This is a genomic window from Planococcus donghaensis, assembly GCF_001687665.2.
Lineage (GTDB): Bacteria > Bacillota > Bacilli > Bacillales_A > Planococcaceae > Planococcus > Planococcus donghaensis.
In genome coordinates, this window is sequence record NZ_CP016543.2 from 1,951,334 (window position 1) to 1,970,628 (window position 19,295).

At 40.0% G+C, this 19,295-nt stretch carries 23 protein-coding genes; 1 reads left to right on the forward strand and 22 read right to left on the reverse strand.

Annotated elements, in window-relative coordinates; all coding sequences use genetic code 11:
• Positions 1-84: 84 nt before the first annotated feature.
• The 6 genes from BCM40_RS09805 to BCM40_RS09830 are packed head-to-tail and all read right to left on the reverse strand — an operon-like array spanning position 85 to position 4,892.
• Complete coding sequence (locus BCM40_RS09805; protein WP_065526075.1) at positions 85-1,077, reverse strand: biotin--[acetyl-CoA-carboxylase] ligase; 993 nt, start codon at positions 1,075-1,077, stop codon at positions 85-87.
• A complete protein-coding gene (locus BCM40_RS09810) occupies positions 1,055-2,188 on the reverse strand; it encodes a CCA tRNA nucleotidyltransferase (RefSeq protein WP_065526074.1) in 1,134 nt (377 codons plus the stop codon). Before BCM40_RS09810 ends, BCM40_RS09805 begins: the two co-directional genes overlap by 23 nt.
• Positions 2,185-3,327, reverse strand: a complete 1,143-nt coding sequence (bshA, locus tag BCM40_RS09815; RefSeq protein ID WP_065526073.1) for an N-acetyl-alpha-D-glucosaminyl L-malate synthase BshA — start codon at positions 3,325-3,327, stop codon at positions 2,185-2,187. Before bshA ends, BCM40_RS09810 begins: the two co-directional genes overlap by 4 nt.
• An 11-nt stretch (positions 3,328-3,338) precedes the next feature.
• The gene (mgsA, locus tag BCM40_RS09820; RefSeq protein ID WP_065526072.1) at positions 3,339-3,743 is read right to left on the reverse strand and encodes a methylglyoxal synthase; all 405 of its coding nucleotides are present in this window, start codon (positions 3,741-3,743) and stop codon (positions 3,339-3,341) included.
• A 13-nt stretch (positions 3,744-3,756) separates the two neighbouring features.
• A complete protein-coding gene (gene dapB, locus BCM40_RS09825) occupies positions 3,757-4,557 on the reverse strand; it encodes a 4-hydroxy-tetrahydrodipicolinate reductase (protein ID WP_065526071.1) in 801 nt (266 codons plus the stop codon).
• Positions 4,554-4,892: a nucleotide pyrophosphohydrolase gene (locus tag BCM40_RS09830; protein WP_065526070.1), complete on the reverse strand. Its 339-nt coding sequence runs from the start codon at positions 4,890-4,892 to the stop codon at positions 4,554-4,556. Before BCM40_RS09830 ends, dapB begins: the two co-directional genes overlap by 4 nt.
• A gap of 107 nt (positions 4,893-4,999) precedes the next feature.
• Between BCM40_RS09830 and BCM40_RS09835 the strand changes: the two genes are divergently transcribed.
• On the forward strand, positions 5,000-5,866 hold the full coding sequence (locus BCM40_RS09835; RefSeq protein ID WP_065526069.1) for a YitT family protein: 867 nt from the start codon (positions 5,000-5,002) through the stop codon (positions 5,864-5,866).
• Between the two features lie 49 nt (positions 5,867-5,915).
• Here BCM40_RS09835 and BCM40_RS09840 read toward each other — a convergent pair whose 3' ends face one another.
• The 16 genes from BCM40_RS09840 to BCM40_RS09915 all read right to left on the reverse strand — a co-directional run bounded on the left by BCM40_RS09840 (position 5,916) and on the right by BCM40_RS09915 (position 19,292).
• Positions 5,916-6,599: a zinc metallopeptidase gene (locus BCM40_RS09840; protein ID WP_065526068.1), complete on the reverse strand. Its 684-nt coding sequence runs from the start codon at positions 6,597-6,599 to the stop codon at positions 5,916-5,918.
• 51 nt (positions 6,600-6,650) lie between these two features.
• Positions 6,651-7,262 (reverse strand): lipoprotein heptaprenylglyceryl N-acetyltransferase LhaT, encoded by a 612-nt coding sequence (gene lhaT, locus BCM40_RS09845; protein WP_065526067.1) that lies wholly within the window; start codon positions 7,260-7,262, stop codon positions 6,651-6,653.
• A 63-nt stretch (positions 7,263-7,325) separates the two neighbouring features.
• Positions 7,326-8,108, reverse strand: coding sequence for a menaquinol-cytochrome c reductase cytochrome b/c subunit (locus BCM40_RS09850; protein ID WP_065526066.1), 783 nt, complete (start codon positions 8,106-8,108; stop codon positions 7,326-7,328).
• Positions 8,109-8,147: 39 nt separating this feature from the next.
• Positions 8,148-8,822, reverse strand: a complete 675-nt coding sequence (gene qcrB / locus BCM40_RS09855) for a menaquinol-cytochrome c reductase cytochrome b subunit (protein WP_008431028.1) — start codon at positions 8,820-8,822, stop codon at positions 8,148-8,150.
• Between the two features lie 21 nt (positions 8,823-8,843).
• Positions 8,844-9,347, reverse strand: a complete 504-nt coding sequence (locus BCM40_RS09860; protein ID WP_065526065.1) for a QcrA and Rieske domain-containing protein — start codon at positions 9,345-9,347, stop codon at positions 8,844-8,846.
• Between the two features lie 140 nt (positions 9,348-9,487).
• The gene (locus BCM40_RS09865) at positions 9,488-9,940 is read right to left on the reverse strand and encodes a DUF2487 family protein (RefSeq protein WP_065526064.1); all 453 of its coding nucleotides are present in this window, start codon (positions 9,938-9,940) and stop codon (positions 9,488-9,490) included.
• A gap of 9 nt (positions 9,941-9,949) precedes the next feature.
• Positions 9,950-10,510 (reverse strand): ReoY family proteolytic degradation factor, encoded by a 561-nt coding sequence (locus BCM40_RS09870; protein ID WP_065526063.1) that lies wholly within the window; start codon positions 10,508-10,510, stop codon positions 9,950-9,952.
• Positions 10,511-10,524: 14 nt separating this feature from the next.
• Positions 10,525-11,778 carry a tetratricopeptide repeat protein gene (locus tag BCM40_RS09875; protein ID WP_065526062.1) on the reverse strand — a complete coding sequence of 418 codons (1,254 nt, stop codon included), beginning with the start codon at positions 11,776-11,778 and terminating at the stop codon, positions 10,525-10,527.
• Between the two features lie 86 nt (positions 11,779-11,864).
• Positions 11,865-13,148 (reverse strand): 3-phosphoshikimate 1-carboxyvinyltransferase, encoded by a 1,284-nt coding sequence (aroA, locus tag BCM40_RS09880; protein ID WP_065526061.1) that lies wholly within the window; start codon positions 13,146-13,148, stop codon positions 11,865-11,867.
• A gap of 16 nt (positions 13,149-13,164) precedes the next feature.
• A complete protein-coding gene (locus BCM40_RS09885; protein WP_065526060.1) occupies positions 13,165-14,253 on the reverse strand; it encodes a prephenate dehydrogenase in 1,089 nt (362 codons plus the stop codon).
• Positions 14,250-14,633, reverse strand: coding sequence for a chorismate mutase (aroH, locus tag BCM40_RS09890; RefSeq protein WP_065526059.1), 384 nt, complete (start codon positions 14,631-14,633; stop codon positions 14,250-14,252). The genes BCM40_RS09885 and aroH overlap by 4 nt, the downstream gene beginning before the upstream one ends.
• Positions 14,630-15,706, reverse strand: a complete 1,077-nt coding sequence (gene aroB / locus BCM40_RS09895) for a 3-dehydroquinate synthase (protein WP_065526058.1) — start codon at positions 15,704-15,706, stop codon at positions 14,630-14,632. The genes aroH and aroB overlap by 4 nt, the downstream gene beginning before the upstream one ends.
• A 2-nt stretch (positions 15,707-15,708) precedes the next feature.
• Positions 15,709-16,881, reverse strand: coding sequence for a chorismate synthase (gene aroC, locus BCM40_RS09900; RefSeq protein ID WP_008431014.1), 1,173 nt, complete (start codon positions 16,879-16,881; stop codon positions 15,709-15,711).
• A 182-nt stretch (positions 16,882-17,063) separates the two neighbouring features.
• Positions 17,064-17,510, reverse strand: a complete 447-nt coding sequence (ndk, locus tag BCM40_RS09905) for a nucleoside-diphosphate kinase (protein WP_065526057.1) — start codon at positions 17,508-17,510, stop codon at positions 17,064-17,066.
• Positions 17,511-17,595: 85 nt separating this feature from the next.
• Positions 17,596-18,570, reverse strand: a complete 975-nt coding sequence (hepT, locus tag BCM40_RS09910; protein ID WP_065526056.1) for a heptaprenyl diphosphate synthase component II — start codon at positions 18,568-18,570, stop codon at positions 17,596-17,598.
• Positions 18,571-18,587: 17 nt separating this feature from the next.
• Positions 18,588-19,292, reverse strand: a complete 705-nt coding sequence (locus tag BCM40_RS09915) for a demethylmenaquinone methyltransferase (protein WP_065526055.1) — start codon at positions 19,290-19,292, stop codon at positions 18,588-18,590.
• Positions 19,293-19,295 lie beyond the last annotated feature (3 nt).

Genomic DNA, 19,295 nt, shown 5'->3' on the forward strand with positions numbered 1-19,295 from the left:
TGCCCATAAAGTTACTATAACAGAATTTCAGGAAAAAATATATTCAATGGTCTTTGCTTATTAAACTTGAAAAGGCTCGCCAAATCAACTTGTAGAATTAGCCATTTCAATATCAGCTGAATATATGCCATGAAGTTTCCCATCAGGTGTTCGTAGTTGAAGCACTCCTTCATCGGTAATTCCTTCCGCAATACCTTCAAGTGTGTGATTGGCCATTCGTGCTCGGACAGGATGGCCAATTGTGGTCGAATAACTTTCCCACAAAATTTTCAACATCCCAAATCCTTCATCAATATACATTTGCGTATAAAGCTCCATATAAAACAACACAGACTGCACTAATTTTTGACGGTTAACGGTTTCCCCACTCGCCATCTTCAATGACGTCGCGATTTCTTGAACTTCTGGGTCAAAATCTTCTTTTTCTTGATTGACGTTTAAACCAATGCCAATGATTAATGCTTGTATGCCATCAGCGTCAGACTGCAGTTCAGTCAAAATGCCCGTGCATTTTTTGCCATTAAGTAAAATGTCATTTGGCCATTTAATCTTCGGCTGTAATTTAGTGACTTCTTCGATTGCCCGAACAATTGCGACAGCAGTTACTAATGTGAACTGAGGTGCTTTTTGCGGTGCAACATTTGGCCGTAAAATAATGCTCATCCACACGCCTTTTTTAGCCGCAGAATCCCATTTCCGCGCCATTCTCCCACGCCCAGCGGTTTGAGTTTCTGTAAGTACTACCGTCCCGTCTGGTGCGCCTTCTTGGGCTAATTGGTGAGCAATAATTTGAGTCGACGCACAACTTTCAACATATTCAATTTTTTGACCGATTCGCTTTGTTTTTAACCCCGTTTGAATCCCTAGAGGCTCTAATGTGTCGGGTGTTGTAACAATGCGATAGCCTTTTCTTTTAACTGATTCGATATCATAGCCTTTTTCTTCAAGCTCTTTTATATGCTTCCAGATAGCAGTTCTAGAAATACCGAACTCATCTGCTAGTTGTTGACCTGAGACGGCTTCACCATTCGATTCCAGTAATCGTTTTGCTATCTTAAGCGTGACTGTGATATTCATCTTCAAACCAGTCCTTTATAAGTTCTTTGTCATTTTTTAATAAGCCATATACAATCAGTTTTTCAATTTTCTCGATCCATACTTTTAACCATGGACCGGATTTTTTCCCAGTCCATTGCATTAGATCCCAGCCACCTACTACAAGTTCCGAACGTGACTGAATCGGCAACTGCCGTTTAATAGCAGCTAAATCTGTCGTATTCCCAGTCACACGAGCAGCCATTTCTAATTGTTCAAGCGTGTAATGGTAAAATGTCCATTGATCCCAAGTGTTCAAGGCAGTTAATTCTAAACTCTTTTCAATGAGACGTCTTTCATCATTTGAAAAGCGATAATCTTTAATATCAGAAAACTGACGCTTTTGTTGATGCAATAAATAAAACCAACCATAAGTAGGTTTGCCATTTGGTTGGTAAGGCAACCACTCCACTTCAAAAAGACCGCCAACTGGCAGAAATTTTGTTAAAACAGAATCCTTTAAATAAGCCATACTTTTTTGCATGCACGGATTGACAAAAATTTTATCTATTTCTGACTTTAACCGTTCGACAGCTATAAACCGGATTAAACGTGCATGACGTCGTATGGAATAGAGAGTTTTCATATCGATGATAAAATCTAGTTGGCCAGAAAAACGGATTGCTCGGAGCATTCGTAAGGCGTCTTCTTCAAAACGTTCATCCGGGTCCCCAACTGCACGAATGACCTTGTTTTTTAAATCTTCTTTTCCACCAAATGGATCGATAATATTGAGTTCTTCAGTCATGGCCATTGCATTTATTGTAAAATCACGTCGTCGCAAATCTTCTTCGAGTGATAGAACAAACTCAACAGAATCAGGTCTGCGATTGTCCGAATAACTACTTTCTGTTCGGAACGTTGTTACCTCAATACCTTCTCCATCAAGTAACACCAATACCGTACCGTGGTCAATTCCTGTGTCAACTGTACGGGCAAACAGCGCTTTTACTTGCTTTGGCAAAGCAGATGAAGCTACATCTACATCATGCGGCGTTTTACCTAACAACAAATCGCGTACCGCTCCCCCGACAATATATGCCTCAAATCCCGCTGCTTTTAACGTGTGAATGACTTTAATGGCCGTATTCATTGATCGTCATCCTTTGGCAACAATCGTTCATATAAGCCTTCATATTGTTCCAAAATTTTCGTTGAATGAAAATGAACAGACACGGTATCTAAAGCACCTTGACGTAAAGTTTGTAAAAGTGCTTGATCACTCAGCATGTTAACTGCGTACTGAGCCGCTTGTTCTGTGTCTCCAAGTTCGACTAGAAATCCGTTAACATTCGGATTAATAATTTCAGGCATTCCGCCGATGTTTGCACCAATGACAGGAACTCCACAAGCCATCGCTTCAAGTAGGACCAAACCAAATGCCTCTTTCTCAGATAGCAAAAGCTTAATATCGCTAATGCTATAAAATTCTGCAAGGTCATCTCGTTTTCCTAGAAATAGTACGTCTTCTTCTATTTCTAACTCTCGTACTAGTTGAATAATTCGTCCCATTTCAGGACCATCACCTACTAATAATAATTTGCATTTAAGTTGCTTGCGAGCTAGTGAAAATGTTTCTACAACATCTTGAACTCGTTTTACTTTACGGAAGTTTGAAACATGAATCATCACTTTTTCAGAAGCAGCGATCCCTAATTGCTCTTTTAACTTTGTTTCTTCTTGTGGGTAATATTCTCTTTCATCTACAAAATTATAAACAGTTTCTATCGTCTTATCTGGTTGAATCAGTTCATAAGTTTGATCTCTGAGTGAATTAGAAACAGCTGTGACAATATCCGATTTTTCAATACCGTAACGTATTGCTTCTTTTAAAGAAGAATCGGAACCTAATACTGTAATATCGGTCCCGTGTAGCGTTGTCACAATGCCGATATTTGATCCAGCCATATCGCGCCCAAGAATAGCGCATACTGCATGGGGAATCGCGTAATGAACATGAAGAAGGTCAAGTCCTTCGTTTTTGATAACTTCAGAAATTTTTGTAGCTAACGCAATGTCGTAAGGAGCATATTGAAAAACCGAATACGTGTTGATATCCACTTGATGATTAAAAATATTTGGATATGTTTTATTCAAACGAAAAGGAGTGCTCGAGGTAATAAAATGAACGTCGTGCCCTTTTTCCGCCAACATTTTCCCTAATTCTGTAGCAATGACTCCAGATCCTCCAACTGTTGGATAGCAAGTGATGCCGATTTTCATTTTTCGCACGCCATTCTCTCCTATTCTCTTCTTTCTCCGAGCAAGCGCCAGTCTATAAAGCCTTCTTTTAAGCCTTTAAGAAGGACTTCTGCTGTTCCCATGTTCGTAGCTAAAGGAATGCCATAGACATCACACAGGCGGATTAAAGCCGTCACATCCGGTTCGTGCGGTTGCGCAGTTAATGGGTCACGGAAAAAAATAATCATATCCATTTCATCTTGCGCAATCATGGCTCCGATTTGTTGGTCGCCCCCTAATGGACCCGAACGAAAGCGGGTCACAGATAAATCTGTTTCGTCAACGATTCGTTGTCCTGTCGTTCCAGTGGCAAACAGGTCATGTTCGGATAAAATCGGCTCGTAAGCTAACGCAAATTGAATCAGGTCATCTTTTTTACGGTCATGGGCAATCAAAGCTATATTCATATTATCGTCCCCTTTAGTCGATTATGTGTTCTAACCCATAAATCAGTTCTTCTTTTTCCATTACAGTTTGAATTGATAAAATTACACCTGACATAAATGATCCCCGATTAAATGAATCGTGCCGAAGTGTTAGCAGTTGACCTTCTCCTCCAAGTAATACTTGTTGGTGAGCTACCAATCCTGGCAACCGCACACTGTGGATACGCATGCCATCATAATTCGCACCGCGAGCACCTTCTAAAATTTCTTTTTCACGAATATGTCCTTGCTCATGAATCGGACGTTGTTGAGAAATTAAGTGTGCCGTTTTCATTGCCGTTCCAGAAGGAGCATCAAGCTTCTGATCATGATGCATTTCGATAATTTCAATATCCGGCAAATATTTGGCCGCTTGTTCTGCAAACTTCATCATTAACACCGCACCAATTGCAAAGTTTGGTGCAATGATACAACCTATTTTCGAGTTTTTAGATACTGTTTTTAACTCTTCTAGTTGCTCATCTGAAAACCCCGTTGTGCCTACAACTGGACGTATATTGAGCTCTAATGCTTGCTTGGTGTGCTCGTATACAAATTCTGGTGTTGTCAAATCGACAAGCACATCCGGCTTCGTTTCAGCGTGAAGCTGCTCAAGATTGATAAAAATAGGCGCGGTAAAGTTCGAAGGAAATAATTTCGTATCAGCTAATGTATCGCCTACTTCTTTGTAATCTAAAACAGAAACAAGTTCCATATCTGTATGATTCATCACTGTATGTACTGCTTCTTTACCCATTTTTCCTCTTGCTCCTGCAATTGCTACTCGAATCGTCATTGCTGTTCATCCTTTCGTGTCCACCGGTTTTGGTCTCTAGTATTAAATTTATCGATTACTCGGTCATGTGCATCCGCTAGATTGATGTCCATAGAGTTTGCCATGCATATCAATACAAATAGCAAGTCGCCCATTTCTTCTTCGATACTGTTTTCAGTCTCTGAACTTTTCTTTTTTTTCGGACCGTATTGGTGCATGACTTCTCTGGAAAGTTCACCAAGTTCTTCTGTTAGACGGGCCATCATTTCCATCGGCTGAAAATAGCCTTCTTTAAATTGTCCAATGTACTCATCAACCTCTTGCTGAAGCTGCTTCATGGTTTTATCACCGTTCATATCATCACGCTCCTCAATCAATCGTAAAGAAAACTTGAGATGTTGTCAAAATACATTATTTCAACGATAATACAGAAGTCTATATTTTCGAAAGGGGCTTGGCATATTTGAAAGAGTTAAAAATTAAAAACATCTTATTTATCCTTCTTGGTGCTGCCATTTACAGTTTTGGGTTTGTTCACTTTAATATCCAAAATGAACTAGGAGAAGGTGGTTTCGCTGGTATTACATTGATTTTGTACTTTATCTTTAATTGGGACCCAGCCTTGATGAACCTGCTATTAAACATTCCCCTATTTTTTATAGGTTGGAAACTTCTTGGCAGAAAAGTTTTCCTTTATACCATCATTGGCACTGTAGCGGTTTCGGTATTCTTAAAAATCTTCCTTGTTTACGAAATTCAAATCAATTTACAAGATGATTTGTTTTTAGCAGCGTTGTTTGCTGGTGTTTTTATTGGTATTGGACTTGGGATTATTTTTCGCTTTGGGGGCACGACCGGCGGTGTCGATATTATCGCACGTCTTGCACAAAAATACATTGGTTGGAGCATGGGGAAAACAATGTTTCTGTTTGATGCTTGTGTAATTATGTTATCTTGGTTAACATTTCTCGATCACCGCTCAATGATGTACACACTTGTTGCCGTGTTTGTCGGGGCACGAGTTATTGACTTTGTGCAAGAAGGAGCTTATTCTGGCCGTGGCGCATTGATCATATCAAATTCTCAAGAAGAAATTGCCAGCCGGATTGCCATCGAAATGGATCGTGGTATCACCATTCTTCGTGGGTATGGTCATTTTACCAAAGAAGAACGGGAAGTTCTGTATTGTGTAATTGCAAGAAACGAAATTGTTCGATTGAAAAGCATCATTAATTCTGTTGATCCTCATGCCTTTGTTTCTTTAATGGACGTTCATGATGTAATGGGCGAAGGATTTACGCTTGATGAAGAAAAACGGCCAATTGGTTAATCGACAAATTGGATATAGAAAAAAACGGCCCATGATTGGGCCGTTTTTTTTATGAGCGTTGCATACCTGTATAGATTAAAATCAACCGTGCAAGTTCAAGAACCGCTACTGCTGTCGCTGCAACATAGGTCATTGCTGCTGCGCTTAATACTTTTTTCGCATCGCGCTCTTCCTCATTGCGAATAATATTATGTGACAACAACTGATCCATTGCACGACTTGAAGCATTAAATTCGACCGGCAAAGTTACGAGCTGAAAAACTACACCAGCAGCCAATAAAATAATACCAATCAGTAACGCGCCGCTCCATGCTGAAAAGAAGCCAATCATAATAAAGATCCATGACATATTCGAAGATACATTAACAATCGGCACAAGGCGATGACGCAAACGCAAAAACGCATAAGCTTCGGCATCTTGTATCGCATGTCCAACTTCGTGAGCCGCAACCGCTGTACCTGCGACCGAAGCATCGTGATAGTTATGGCTGCTTAAAGCTACTACTTTTGTCAACGGATTATAATGGTCGCTTAACATTCCGCGACTTTCTGTTACTTTTACATCATGTAAACCATTTGCATCTAAGATTATACGCGCTACTTGGGCACCTGTGTGACCCGACGTCGAGCGAATTTTCGAGTATTTAGCATACGTTCTTTTTAATTTGAATTGAGCCCATAGTGGAATGATTAGCAAAAGGATAAAATAGAAGATATAACCGCCTATACCCATGTCTAAATCAACACCTCTTTCTACTTGATACTCTTATTTTACTTAAATTAGTCAATATTGGTCAACTGAAATGGATTGTGATTTGTTCAAATGAGTGACATAAAAGGCAAATCCGACACAAACGATAGAAAGCCAAAATGTAAAGTAACCGATTTGGCTACTATACTCACTTAATCTACTATAGATCGGCATTTGACCAAACACATAATCGATTACATCGTTATGTAACGTCCATATGGCTGTTAAAGCGACGGATAACCAACCAAAACGGTAATGTTCAATATAAAGAATCGCTTGCAGGGCCATCGCAAAGTGAGATCCTACTAACATCCAGCCAACCCAACCGATTGAACCGGTTTCCCATAAAGTAAGCAAATTCATGACCACTGCCCATAAGCCATATTTGATCAATGTGACAAAAGCTAAAGCTTCAATTAATCGATTTCGTTTACCAAATATCCACAACCCAAGCACGATAGTAAAAAACAAGCTCGCTGTCGGACTATCTGGAACAAACACCAAAAAAATCGGATCTGTTATTTTTAATTGCCATCCATACCATATGTATCCATAAATCGAACCCGCCAAGTTTACTACAAATAATAAGATTAAAAATGGACGGTACATTAACCAAGTAGAAATTTTAATCGCAAAGGAAAGCATTGGTTTTCTTCCTTTCAAGATAGAAAAAAAGAGTCGGTTTCCCGACTCTTTTTCTATTAGTTATTATTCTGCTTCAAGGCCTGAAATGAATTCAGCTAGAACTTGTAGATCTTCATCTGTTCCATCCCAAGCTGCAGGCATCACTAACGTTCCGCCTTCTTCAATACCATTTTTAGCAATTTCAGCAATTTCTTCAGGAGATAAGCCTGTACCCGTAAGTGCTGGTCCAACTGCTCCTTCTAAGTTATCACCATGGCAACTAATACAAGCCGCGCCAGCATAAATTTCATATCCTGGGTCAGTTGTATCGATTTCCACTTCTTGCGTAATTTTCCCTTGTGCTTCAGCAGCTTCCCAGTCATGGTTTGCTACTGATTCCCATGTTAGGAAGATGATTGATACGATAGCAAGAATCATAAATCCTGTAGGCAATGGGCGTTTCGAAGGGCGTCTTTCCGGCCCGCGGTCTAAGAATGGTGCCAACATTAGCGCTCCAAAAGCAAGTCCTGGAATAATGATGGCTCCAACCACGTTAAATGGTCCGGATGCAAATTCGTATTTCAGTAATTGATATAAGAACAAGAAATACCAGTCTGGTAAAGGAATATATGCTGTATCTGTTGGATCAGCCTGACCTTCAAGAGGTGAAGGATGAGCAACCGTCAAAAGCAGATAACCGATTAAGAAGACTGCACCAATCATCCATTCTTTCAAAAGGAAGTTTGGCCAGAAAGCTTCTGTTTTACCAGGGTATTCGGAGTAATCTTTAGGAACATTCGGCTTACGGAATTCCATACTCGGAACACGCGAATCCCCTACAAATTTCATCCCTTTTCCGCGATGCATAAGTGTTCCCTCCTTAAAAAATCCTTGTTGCGGAATGAATTATAGCGGTCCTGAAATACCTTGTCTTCTTATCATGATAAAGTGAGCAGCTAGCAACCCAAGCAACGCTGCAGGTAAGAAGAAGACGTGGATAGCGAAGAATCGTGTCAAAGTCTGTGCACCAAGGATTGTTGAGTCCCCAGCCAATAGAATTTTGATCGATTCACCGATTACCGGTACAGAAGCTGCAATTTCAATCCCAACTTTTGTAGCAAACAAAGCTTTCATATCCCATGGAAGCAAGTAACCTGTGAAACTTAATCCTAGGATTACGCCGAATAGTAGAACGCCTACTACCCAGTTTAGCTCACGAGGTTTCTTATAAGAACCTGTAAAGAATACTCGTAATGTATGAAGGAAAATCATAACAACTACAAGCGAAGCTCCCCAGTGATGCATCCCACGCACGATTTCTCCAAAAGCAACTTCGTTTTGAAGATAGTAAACCGACTGCCAAGCATTTTCAATATCTGGCACATAATACATTGTTAAGAACATACCGGATAAGATCTGAATTACTGTAATGAAAAATGTAAGTCCCCCAAAACAATAAACAAATGCTGAAAAGTGGTGTGCGGGGTTTACGTGCTCAGGTACTTCATGGTCAGCAATATCACGCCAGATAGGCGTAATGTCTAATCGCTCATCAACCCAATCATATAACTTGTTTAGCACTGGTGTCGTACCCCCTAACTATTAAACTAGTGTGTTGTCTCTTACTGCGCCGATTGCAACAAAACCATCTTGTTCTTTTACTTGGTACTCATCGAGTGGTCCAAGCGGCGGTGTTCCCGGGATGTTTTGTCCGTTTTTCTCATAACGGCCTGCGTGACATGGACAGAAGAATTGTGTCGGGTGTTCTGGATCGCCCGACCAGTTTACTGTACATCCTAAATGTTTACAAACTGGTGAAAGTGCGATTAGTTTATCGCCTTCTTTATACACCCAAGCTGAATTCGTTACTTCAGATTTATACCATGCGTCCACTTGTTCGAAAGTGAAATCGACACGTACTGGTTCTTCCGTAATATCAGCTACAGCTTGATCAGTTAAAACGTAGTCTCCGCCTTCATGTTGTTGAAGAATCGGGTCTACTGCAAAACGAACCATTGGCATCAACATACCTGCTGCCATGAAACCACCTACACCTGTTAAAGTGTAGCCTAAAAATTGACGTCGTGATACACGATTATTACTCATCCTTTTCCCCCCTCTAACATTCAAGGTCAGTCCAATGGACATACTCATTCAAATATAATTACTAGGACAACCTAATGATATATCAATCAAATCTTAAGGTCAATATCGCATATAGCCTATTCAAGCAGTTTGTGAACATTTCATGAATGATGTGACCATTCTTTTGTAAATAGCGGCAATACCTGTCTTAGCTGGTCTTCCATAACGGAATTTTTAAAGGATTGGTCCATATCCTCCATTGGAATTGCTGGAAGCCACAAAACATTTTTCAGGCTATCAATCGTTCGCCATTCTGAATCTGTCGTTAAATAAAAAACATGTTTGAACTTTGTTTGCTGTAATTCTTTTGACAGTTCTTCTGCAATTCGCTGACGATTTGCTATTTTGCCATAAGAAATAGGCGGAAGCAAAAGTATCCGCCCTTTAAATTGTTTTTCTAATAAAGCTGTTAAGTTTTGCAAGTATTCAGAAGCGCCTGCACTGGACTTCATGCCTGTTTCGCTTAAATCTAGTTGTAAAAGTGGCACCACCGCTGTATCTATATAATCTTGTTGATTCAAATATTGATCTATTTCTTTGCCGATAAAATGCATAGCTTATTCTCACTCTCCGTCTTTTTTTATGGCTTTGAACGCCTGCAACATCGCCGACAGTTCAAAAAAGCGTTCGCGATCATTGGCATCTAATGCTTCGTCAATTTGTTTGTAAATCGTTTCCTCATGGAAAACAGACATACTTTCTTTTAAAATTTCCTCAGCAATTTGACGATCTTGTTCATCGATAGAAGCATCTTCAGGTATATATGGATTTTCTTCCAATACCGATAAATACAAAGGCGGTGGTGGAATGCTAGGAAAATTCAATTGGATATACAAATGTTCATCGGGATTTAAACGCAAATCATGAAATGATTTTTCTGCATCTGCGGTCATTAAATTCCCTTTATAAAAACGAAAAGGAATTTCTTTTGAATCTGTTGAGGACATGACCATTGCGCGCGGACAATAATGCGCTTCTTCAACAAAATGGGTTTTTTCAAGCAGGTCTTCGTTGCTCAACATATAGTTTAAAATCCAAATGCATTCACGTCTTTTCATCTTGTAAGATTGTAAAAACCAACGGACAAATTGCTTTTTTTCACCTACTGATACTGAAGCGGTCATGAAATTTCCTCCTTTCATTCAAAAGACTGCTGCCAATCAAACCATTCTGGATTTTCTGGTTCTAGCACTTGCAGTTCTTTTATTATTTCGAGAGCGCGCTCTCTTTTTCCTTCTTCTATTAAAAATAAGCTGTATTTTTTCAAAAAATCCGCATCATCTTTAAAAGATGCATAAGCTTTTTCATAGTAAATTGTTGCTTGCTTATAATTTTCTGTGCGTTCATAGGCTTCTGCTACCATTGGATAAAGCCCTGCCCAATCATCGCCACTTTCAACTACCATTTCTGCCAATTCAAGAACGTCTTCGTCTTGTTCTTGCGCATGGAAATATGATACCAATGTATAAATTGCTTCCATGTACTCTGGGTCTAATGCAATTGCTTGACGGAGGTGTTCTACACCTTCCTCTGATTTCCCAAGTTTTAAAGCAAGTTTGCCAGCGAATAAAAACAACTCTTTATCAAATTCATCTCTGGCAAGCCCTTCGCTTATTGCCTGGTAAGCTGGTTGATACTCTTCCGCCATATTGTAGCTTTGAGCTTTTAACAAATACGCAGAAAAATAATCTGGATCAATGCCTATCAATTCATCGAGACGACGTACGGCCATTTCGTATTGACGCGTTTGGAATGCTGCAAACGCTGCACCAAATAGCACGTCTGGCGTCGCTAAGTCTTCAAGCGCTTTTTCATAATAAGGCAGTGCTTCTTCGTAAGCTGCTCCTGCACTATATACTTCAGCTAGTCGTTCAGAAATATTGACTCCTTCTATCACCACTTGCTGGGCTTCCAGCTCTTGATAAATTTTAGCCGATTCAAGATAACGTCCAGAATCAAGCAAAAGTTCTGCTTTTGCTTGCTGCAAAAGGAGTTCTTCCGGCATTAGGTCTATCGCTTCATTTAAACGATTCTCAGCTGCCTCAAGCAAGCCTTGTAATTGGAACAAGTCTGCTAAGGTTACAAGCGCCTGCGCATACAATTCATCGTCTTTTGGAATTTCCATCAAGGCATTTAATGCATCATCTTCGCGGTCAGCATCAATCAACAAATTGGCTTTGTCGATCGTCAGTTGAGCTTCTTCCGGGAAGATGTATTGTAAATGTTCGAGTACTTTAATGGCTTCTTCGACAAAGCCTATTTCTGCTAGCCATTCAGATAAACCATATTGTTCATCTGGATCGCCTTTCAGCAAATAATCATCTAGTAAGGTGTTCAAAAGATTAGGATCTCCTTGTTCCACCGCTTTTTGTATTTGTTCAATATTCGCCATACTATCACCTATTCCTTCACATTCTTACCTTCATCCTACACGAAATACTGCTATTATCATAATAAAAAAACTCTCCATATGGAGAGTTAATTTGTCAGTAAATTCAGTTGTTCAAAAAAGTTCGGGTATGAAATCGAGATGCATTCTGGATCATCTATCGCAACTTCATCTGTTGCTACTAAAGCAGCGATGGCTGCCATCATTCCTAGGCGGTGATCGCCGTAAGAAGTCATTTTAGCACCTGTTAAAACGGTTGGACCGTGAATAATCATACCGTCTTCAGTTGCTTCAATATTCGCGCCCATTTTCGACAATTCGGTCACAACTGCAGCAATCCGATCTGTTTCTTTTACGCGTAATTCTTCAGCATCTTTAATCACAGTCGTTCCTTCTGCTTGTGTTGCGATCAAAGCAATTAGCGGAATTTCATCGATCAAACGAGGAATGAGATCACCACTAATTTCAGTACCTTTCAAAGTGCTAGAAGAAATGGTTAAGTCCGCTGAGCGTTCGCCCGCCGTTTCTTTTTCTTCTATTTCAATTATAGCGCCCATTTTTTCAACTACATCTAAAATACCTGTACGCGTTGGATTAATCCCAACATTTGTAAGAGTGACTTTACTATCTTCTGTGATCAATGCTGCTCCAATCATAAACGCTGCAGATGAAATGTCTCCAGGAACTTGAACGTGAGCTGCCGTCAACTTCTGCCCACCTTCGAGCTTAATTACGTGATTTTCACGGTTAACAGTTGCGCCAAAATGTTCCAACATAATTTCGGTATGATCACGAGATGCGATAGGTTCGTGAATGACCGTTTGACCATCCGCTTTTAAAGCTGCTAGAAGGATAGCAGATTTTACTTGTGCACTTGCAACTGGCAATGTATAGTCAATTGCTTTTAACTGAGTTCCTTGAACAGCTAACGGTGTAAATTGTCCATCTTGTCGCCCACGAATATCCGCCCCCATTTCACGGAGAGGATTGATAATACGCTTCATAGGGCGTTTAGCAATTGACTCATCTCCAGCCATCACAGAATGAAACGATGTGCTAGCTAATAGCCCAAGCATTAAACGGGTAGTCGTTCCAGAATTTCCTGTATCCAATACTTCAGATGGCTCTTTCCAAGACGCCTCACCTTCGCTTTGAATCGTGACCAAATCTTCTGTAACGTCAATTTGCACGCCGAGTTTTTTAAAACAAGAGATTGTACTTAAACAATCGTCTCCCATAAGAAAGCCTTCTACTGTTGTTGTACCTGTTGCGATTGATCCGAACATGATGGCCCGATGAGAAATAGATTTGTCTCCCGGGACCTGTATGCTGCCTTTTAAGCTTGGTTTTTTAAATGCTAACGATAATGCCATGGAGTCATCCATCCTCTCAGGAAATATATGTATCGTAAACTGTTCGTGACGAAATACACTTTTGTGCACGCGCACGGTCTTCGTTTGTTTGAAAACTAATAACAAGAATACCAAATACATCTTCACGCGTTTCTAAAATCCGAATATTGACGATGCTAATATTTTCTTCTGCTAAATAACCCGTTAGTTCAGAAATAATACCCGGCACATCGGGTATGTCTATGTATAAGTCAAATACAGAGAACATTGCACCATGACCAGCTATTGGTAGTTCGTCTCTCACGACTTTCGCATGATTAAAAAATTGTTCGATAGGTTCTGGGTCATTTTGTTGAAGCATTTCTTTTAACTGTTCCATTTGTTTCATCCAGTTGTCTAATTGATGAACAATCATGGAGTTATTTTGAGTGGTGATATCTCGCCACATTTCTGGATTGGCTGAGGCAATACGCGTAGTGTCTCGAAAACCACCCGCAGCTAATTGCCGGGCAAAAGGGAATTTTTCTTCTTGATCTAATTGATGAACAAGTGAAGCTGCGATCAAATGTGGAAAATGGCTGACTACAGCCGTCATATGATCATGTTCTTCTGCAGCTAACACTTTAATCTTAGCTTTTGTTACAGACAATAAATCTTTAAGAAATTGAAGACTTTTTTCATCTGTCTTTTCATCAGGTGTTAAAATATAAAATGCATTTTCAAATAACACTTCTTTTGCAGCTTCTACACCACTTTTGTGCGAACCTGCCATAGGATGGCCCCCAATAAAAAGGTGATTTAGCTTTTTAGAAGCTTCCATGATTTGCAATTTTGTACTTCCCGTGTCTGTCAAAATAACATCGTCTTTTAAATTCCAATACTTACTTTGCTCCATCAACTTGATCGTTGCACCCACTGGTGTGGCAAAAACAATAACATCGGCTTCCGCTGCAGCTTGCTCAAGTGATGGCGGTGAACTATGTATGATACCCATTTTAAAAGCTTTTCGTGCAGTTAATGCACTTGAATCATAGCCTGCAACATGGATATCTTCGTTGCGTTGAAGCGCTTTTGCCAATGATCCACCGATCAAGCCTAATCCGATGATTAGTATGTGTTTAGTCACTTTGAAATCACCTGGCTTTTTGCTGATAGATCCGGACGCAATTTTGTCGCTTCATTTAAGTAGACATGATGAATCTTTTTCTGCTCTAACTCTGTATTCACATGCATCATGACACGGATGCACAAAGGCATACTGCCAGGAACGTCCATTTCATGTGTGCACATGACTGGCACAAAATTCCAATCTTCTATTGTTCGCACGGCTTTTGCAGGAAAAGCTGACGAAATATCAGTTGTCGTCGAAATGATGACTGAAGCGACATCGTCCGGTTCAATTTTGTTTTCTCTGGCCATTTCCAAAACAAGACGTTTTGTTTCGTTTAGCACTTCTTCCGCCTGATCTGCCGAAACCGTAATTGCCCCTCTTACTCCACGTATCATGAAATCACTTCTCCTATCTGTGAAACTAATTTTTCGTATGCTGCAAAGGCACGCTGTTCATCTACTTTATCCACATATGGATGACCTGTTTGTTCCAGAAGAACAAAATTCAGTTCTCCTTTTGATGACTTTTTATCTTTTTTCATATATGGCAATAATGCTTCAAATTGAATTTTCTTTAATAAGTAAAGCGGGTAATTGTTGACCTTTGCCCACTGGATAAAAGCAGCTAATTTCTGATGCTCTGATAACAATAATGCATAAGACATTCCGAGAACGACTGCTTCACCATGTGTAATTTTACCGTAACCAAGATGACCTTCTAGTGCATGAGCTAAGGTATGACCAAAATTCAAGTATTTCCGGACCCCACCTTCAAATTCATCTTCTTCAACAATCGCCGCTTTTACAGCAATTCCTTTTTCTAAATGACGGTTCAATTGATCTTCTGTCAACAGACTAAAATCTTCGATTGCTAATAGTTCTGATAGCCACTGTTCATTAGAGATAAAAGCGTGTTTGATCACTTCAGCCATTCCAGAACGAACTTCTCCAGGTGGTAAAGTGCTTAATAACCCACTGTCATACAAAACAGCTTTCGGTTGATAAAATGTCCCAATCATATTCTTACCTAACTCGTGATTGATCGCTGTTTTTCCGCCCACTGCACTATCATGTGCCAAGATTGTTGTCGGTAGCTGGATAAAGGGTACGCCGCGCATAAATGTCGAAGCGACAAATCCTACAACGTCTCCTGTAGCTCCTCCGCCAAATGCTAATAATAACGAATTTCGAGAACAGCTTTCAGATAGAAGAAAGCTGTGGCAGGCCATAAAGGTCTCCACAGATTTCGCACTTTCCCCAGCTGGAATCGTTAATACACGAATGTCCCAATCCGTTAAATAATTCAACAAATATTGCAAATGAAGCTCGGCCACTTTTTCATCTGCGATAACCACAATCTGGTCAGCCGCATCTAGTAAAGGCCGATAAGTATCCGCAAACAAATCGAATGCTCCAGCACCAATATGGACAAGATAAGGATGATCAGCTTCGACCTGCAATTGCTTCATGCTTAAAACTCCTTCGTGTAATTCATGTAGTTTTTCAAATTATCAACCAATCGCGGCATTTGGTCAGCATCAAACTGATCTAATAATGCATTTGCCACTTCCCAAGCTACAACATGTTCAGCAACAATTGAAGCTGCCGGTACTGCACAACTATCTGAACGTTCAATACTTGCTTGGAATGGTTCTTTTGTTTCAATATCTACACTTTTTAGTGGTTTGTATAAAGTAGGAATCGGCTTCATTACACCTCTTACAATAATTGGCATGCCAGTCGTCATACCACCTTCAAATCCACCTAAATTATTTGTGTTACGCGTATAACCATTTTCTTCGTCCCATAAGATTTCATCATGAACTTCACTACCAGGTTTTCTCGCCATTTCAAAACCTAAGCCGAACTCGACGCCTTTAAAAGCATTAATGCTCATAATAGCAGCAGCAAGCTTCGCATCTAACTTCCGATCATAATGAACATAGCTCCCGATACCTGCTGGCATACCTTCTACGATAACTTCTACTGTGCCTCCAATAGAATCCCCATTTTTCTTCGTTTGATCGATTAAATCAGTCATTTCTTTTGTGACCGATGGATCAGCACAATAAACAGCATCATTTTCAACGATTTCGCGAATTTCATCTGCCGACTTTCCAATATAACTTTCAGGATTTACTTTAATCCCACCAATTTCCGTAACGTGAGAAACAATTTTGATGCCAAGTTCTGCTAATAATTGTTTCGCAACTGCCCCAACTGCTACTCGTACAGTTGTTTCACGTGCTGACGAACGTTCTAAGACATTTCGAAGGTCACGGTGACCATATTTCATCCCACCGTTTAAATCGGCATGACCTGGACGTGGACGTGCTATTTGACGTTTCACTTCTTCCGTTTCTTCAATTGGTTCAATGCCCATAATTGATGTCCAATGTTTCCAATCGTCATTTTTGACGACTAAAGCGACAGGAGAACCTAAAGTTTTGCCGTGTCGAACGCCAGAAACAATTTCAACCGTATCTTTCTCGATTTGCATTCTTCTGCCGCGTCCGTGTCCGCCTTGGCGTCTTTTCAATTCTTTATTAATCATTTCTGCCGTTAAAGGCAACTGCGCCGGCAACCCCTCTATGATGGCAGTCAATTGCGGACCGTGTGATTCTCCTGCTGTTAAATAACGCATTTACGCTTTCTCCCTTCAACGTGCTAAAGTATTTATGTACCACTATACCATAAGATATTTCTTCAATTCTATATTAAAATCACATAAAGTGAAACTTCAATCAATTGAAAATTTTTATATTCATCAATTATTCATATTCAATAAAAAAACCGCCCCAAATGGGACGGTTTTTTAAAGGCAAATTAGTTTACCCAGTTATTGATTGTTTTTTCGTATGATACTAATTCTTCTTCTTTGAAGAACAAGCCGATTTCGCGTTCTGCACTTTCAGCAGAATCCGAACCGTGAATCATGTTTTTACCAACAGTTACAGCAAAGTCTCCACGGATTGTTCCTGGAGCTGCATCTTTAGGGTTAGTAGCGCCCATCATTTGACGTGCAGTCAAAATAACGTTTTCGCCTTCCCAAACCATTGCGAATACAGGACCAGAAGTGATGAATTCTACTAATTCACCGAAGAATGGACGTTCTTTGTGCTCGCCGTAATGCTCTTCTGCCAATTCAGTAGGAATTTGCATTAATTTAGCGCCTGCTAAATGATATCCTTTTTTCTCGAAACGTGCGACGATTTCTCCGATTACGTTGCGTTGAACGCCATCCGGTTTAACCATTAAAAATGTTTTTTCCAATGTAAACACTCCTCTATTAAAAGCTCGGGCTTTTTGCCCACCTTAAAAAATACTATCATTGTCGAGTCATTTGTCAACTAGCAACTTAAAATTTTCGTTTCCCAATAAAAAATGCAATTTTGCGCATTGTTTTTACGCCTTGCCCTTTCGGCAAAAACGATAGCTCCCGTAAAGCCTTTTGCAAATAGCGTTCACTCATCGCTTTTGCTTCTTCAATACCTGAACTATTGCGTATTGCTTCAACTACTTTAAACCGCTCTTCGGTAGAAAGATTCTTATTTAAATTTGCTTTTAACATCGCATAAAGTTCAGGATCTTTTCGTGCACATAAAACCGGCAAGGTTATATTTCCTTGGATAAAATCGCTTCCGGCTGGTTTTCCCAATTCTTCATCTGTTGAAGTGAAATCGAGGATATCGTCAATAATTTGAAAGGACATCCCGATAAAATATCCGAAACGTCGCAAATGGGCTGCGGTTTTCTCATCGGTCCCGGAAACAAGGGCGCCCAGTTCACAGCTTGAAGAAATCAACAATGCTGTTTTTCGTTTAATGCGGCGGAAATAATCACGTAAATTTTGATCTAATCTGTACTTGTCTTGGATTTGAATAATTTCGCCTCGGCAAACTTCAATTAAAGTTTTAGATAAAATTTCATGGACACGTGGAGATTCAATTTTAGTAATGTGTTCTAATGCCCGAGCCAAAATAAAATCACCCGTATACATCGCTACACTATTGTTCCATTGCGCTTTAACAGTAGGTCGACCTCTTCGTATTTCTGAATCGTCAATCACATCATCATGAACGAGCGAAGCCATATGGATCAATTCAAGTGGAACAGCAACTCGTTTCATCACATCAATATCATAATTTCCAAATTTTCCTGCAAGCAAAACAAAAACAGGTCGGATTCTTTTCCCTCCGGCCTGCAATAAATGAAGAGACGCATCATTTAAAAGGAGAGATTCGGAATCCACTGCCTGCTCCAATTCTTTCTCGATCATGTCTAGTTCCGGTTTAAGATCGGAATAAAGCAATTTCAACTTCATCTTTTCCACTTAAAATCCTTCTCCCGCTAGTTTACTTTTTTTATACCTAAATGAAGGGCTGCGGCGCCTCCGGTATAAGGCTTGTATTTCACTTTTTCAAATCCAACTTCTGTAAACAATTTTGCCAATTGTTTCATGCCCGGAAACGTCTTTGCTGATTCCTGTAACCAGGAGTATTCGTTGTAACTTTTAGCGAAAAGCTTACCGAAAACCGGCATAATAAAACGAAAATACATTCTAAAAAATGGTTTAAAAACAATGTTTTCTGGTTGAGATGTTTCTAAACAAGCAATCATTCCGCCTGGCTTTAATACACGATGCATCTCAGACAACACTTGACGATAATCCGGCACGTTGCGCAATCCAAAACCGATTGTCGCAAAATCAAAAGAATTATCGGGATAGGGCAATGACATTGCATTTCCTTGAATCAATTCGATTTGCGGCATCTCTTTTGTTTTATCATGTCCAACATTCAGCATATTTTGGCTAAAGTCTAACCCAATTACTTGTCCGGTTTCACCTACCGCTTTTCCTAACGCAATCGTCCAATCAGCCGTTCCACAGCAAACATCAATCGCTGCAGCACCTTTTGGCACTTGCATCTTAGACATTGTGTCTTCACGCCATTTGTTGTGTTGCTGAAAACTGATCACCGAATTCATTTGATCGTAGTTTTCAGATATTTTTTCGAATACTTCGTGGACTCTCTGTTCTTTCGTTTTAGGCATATC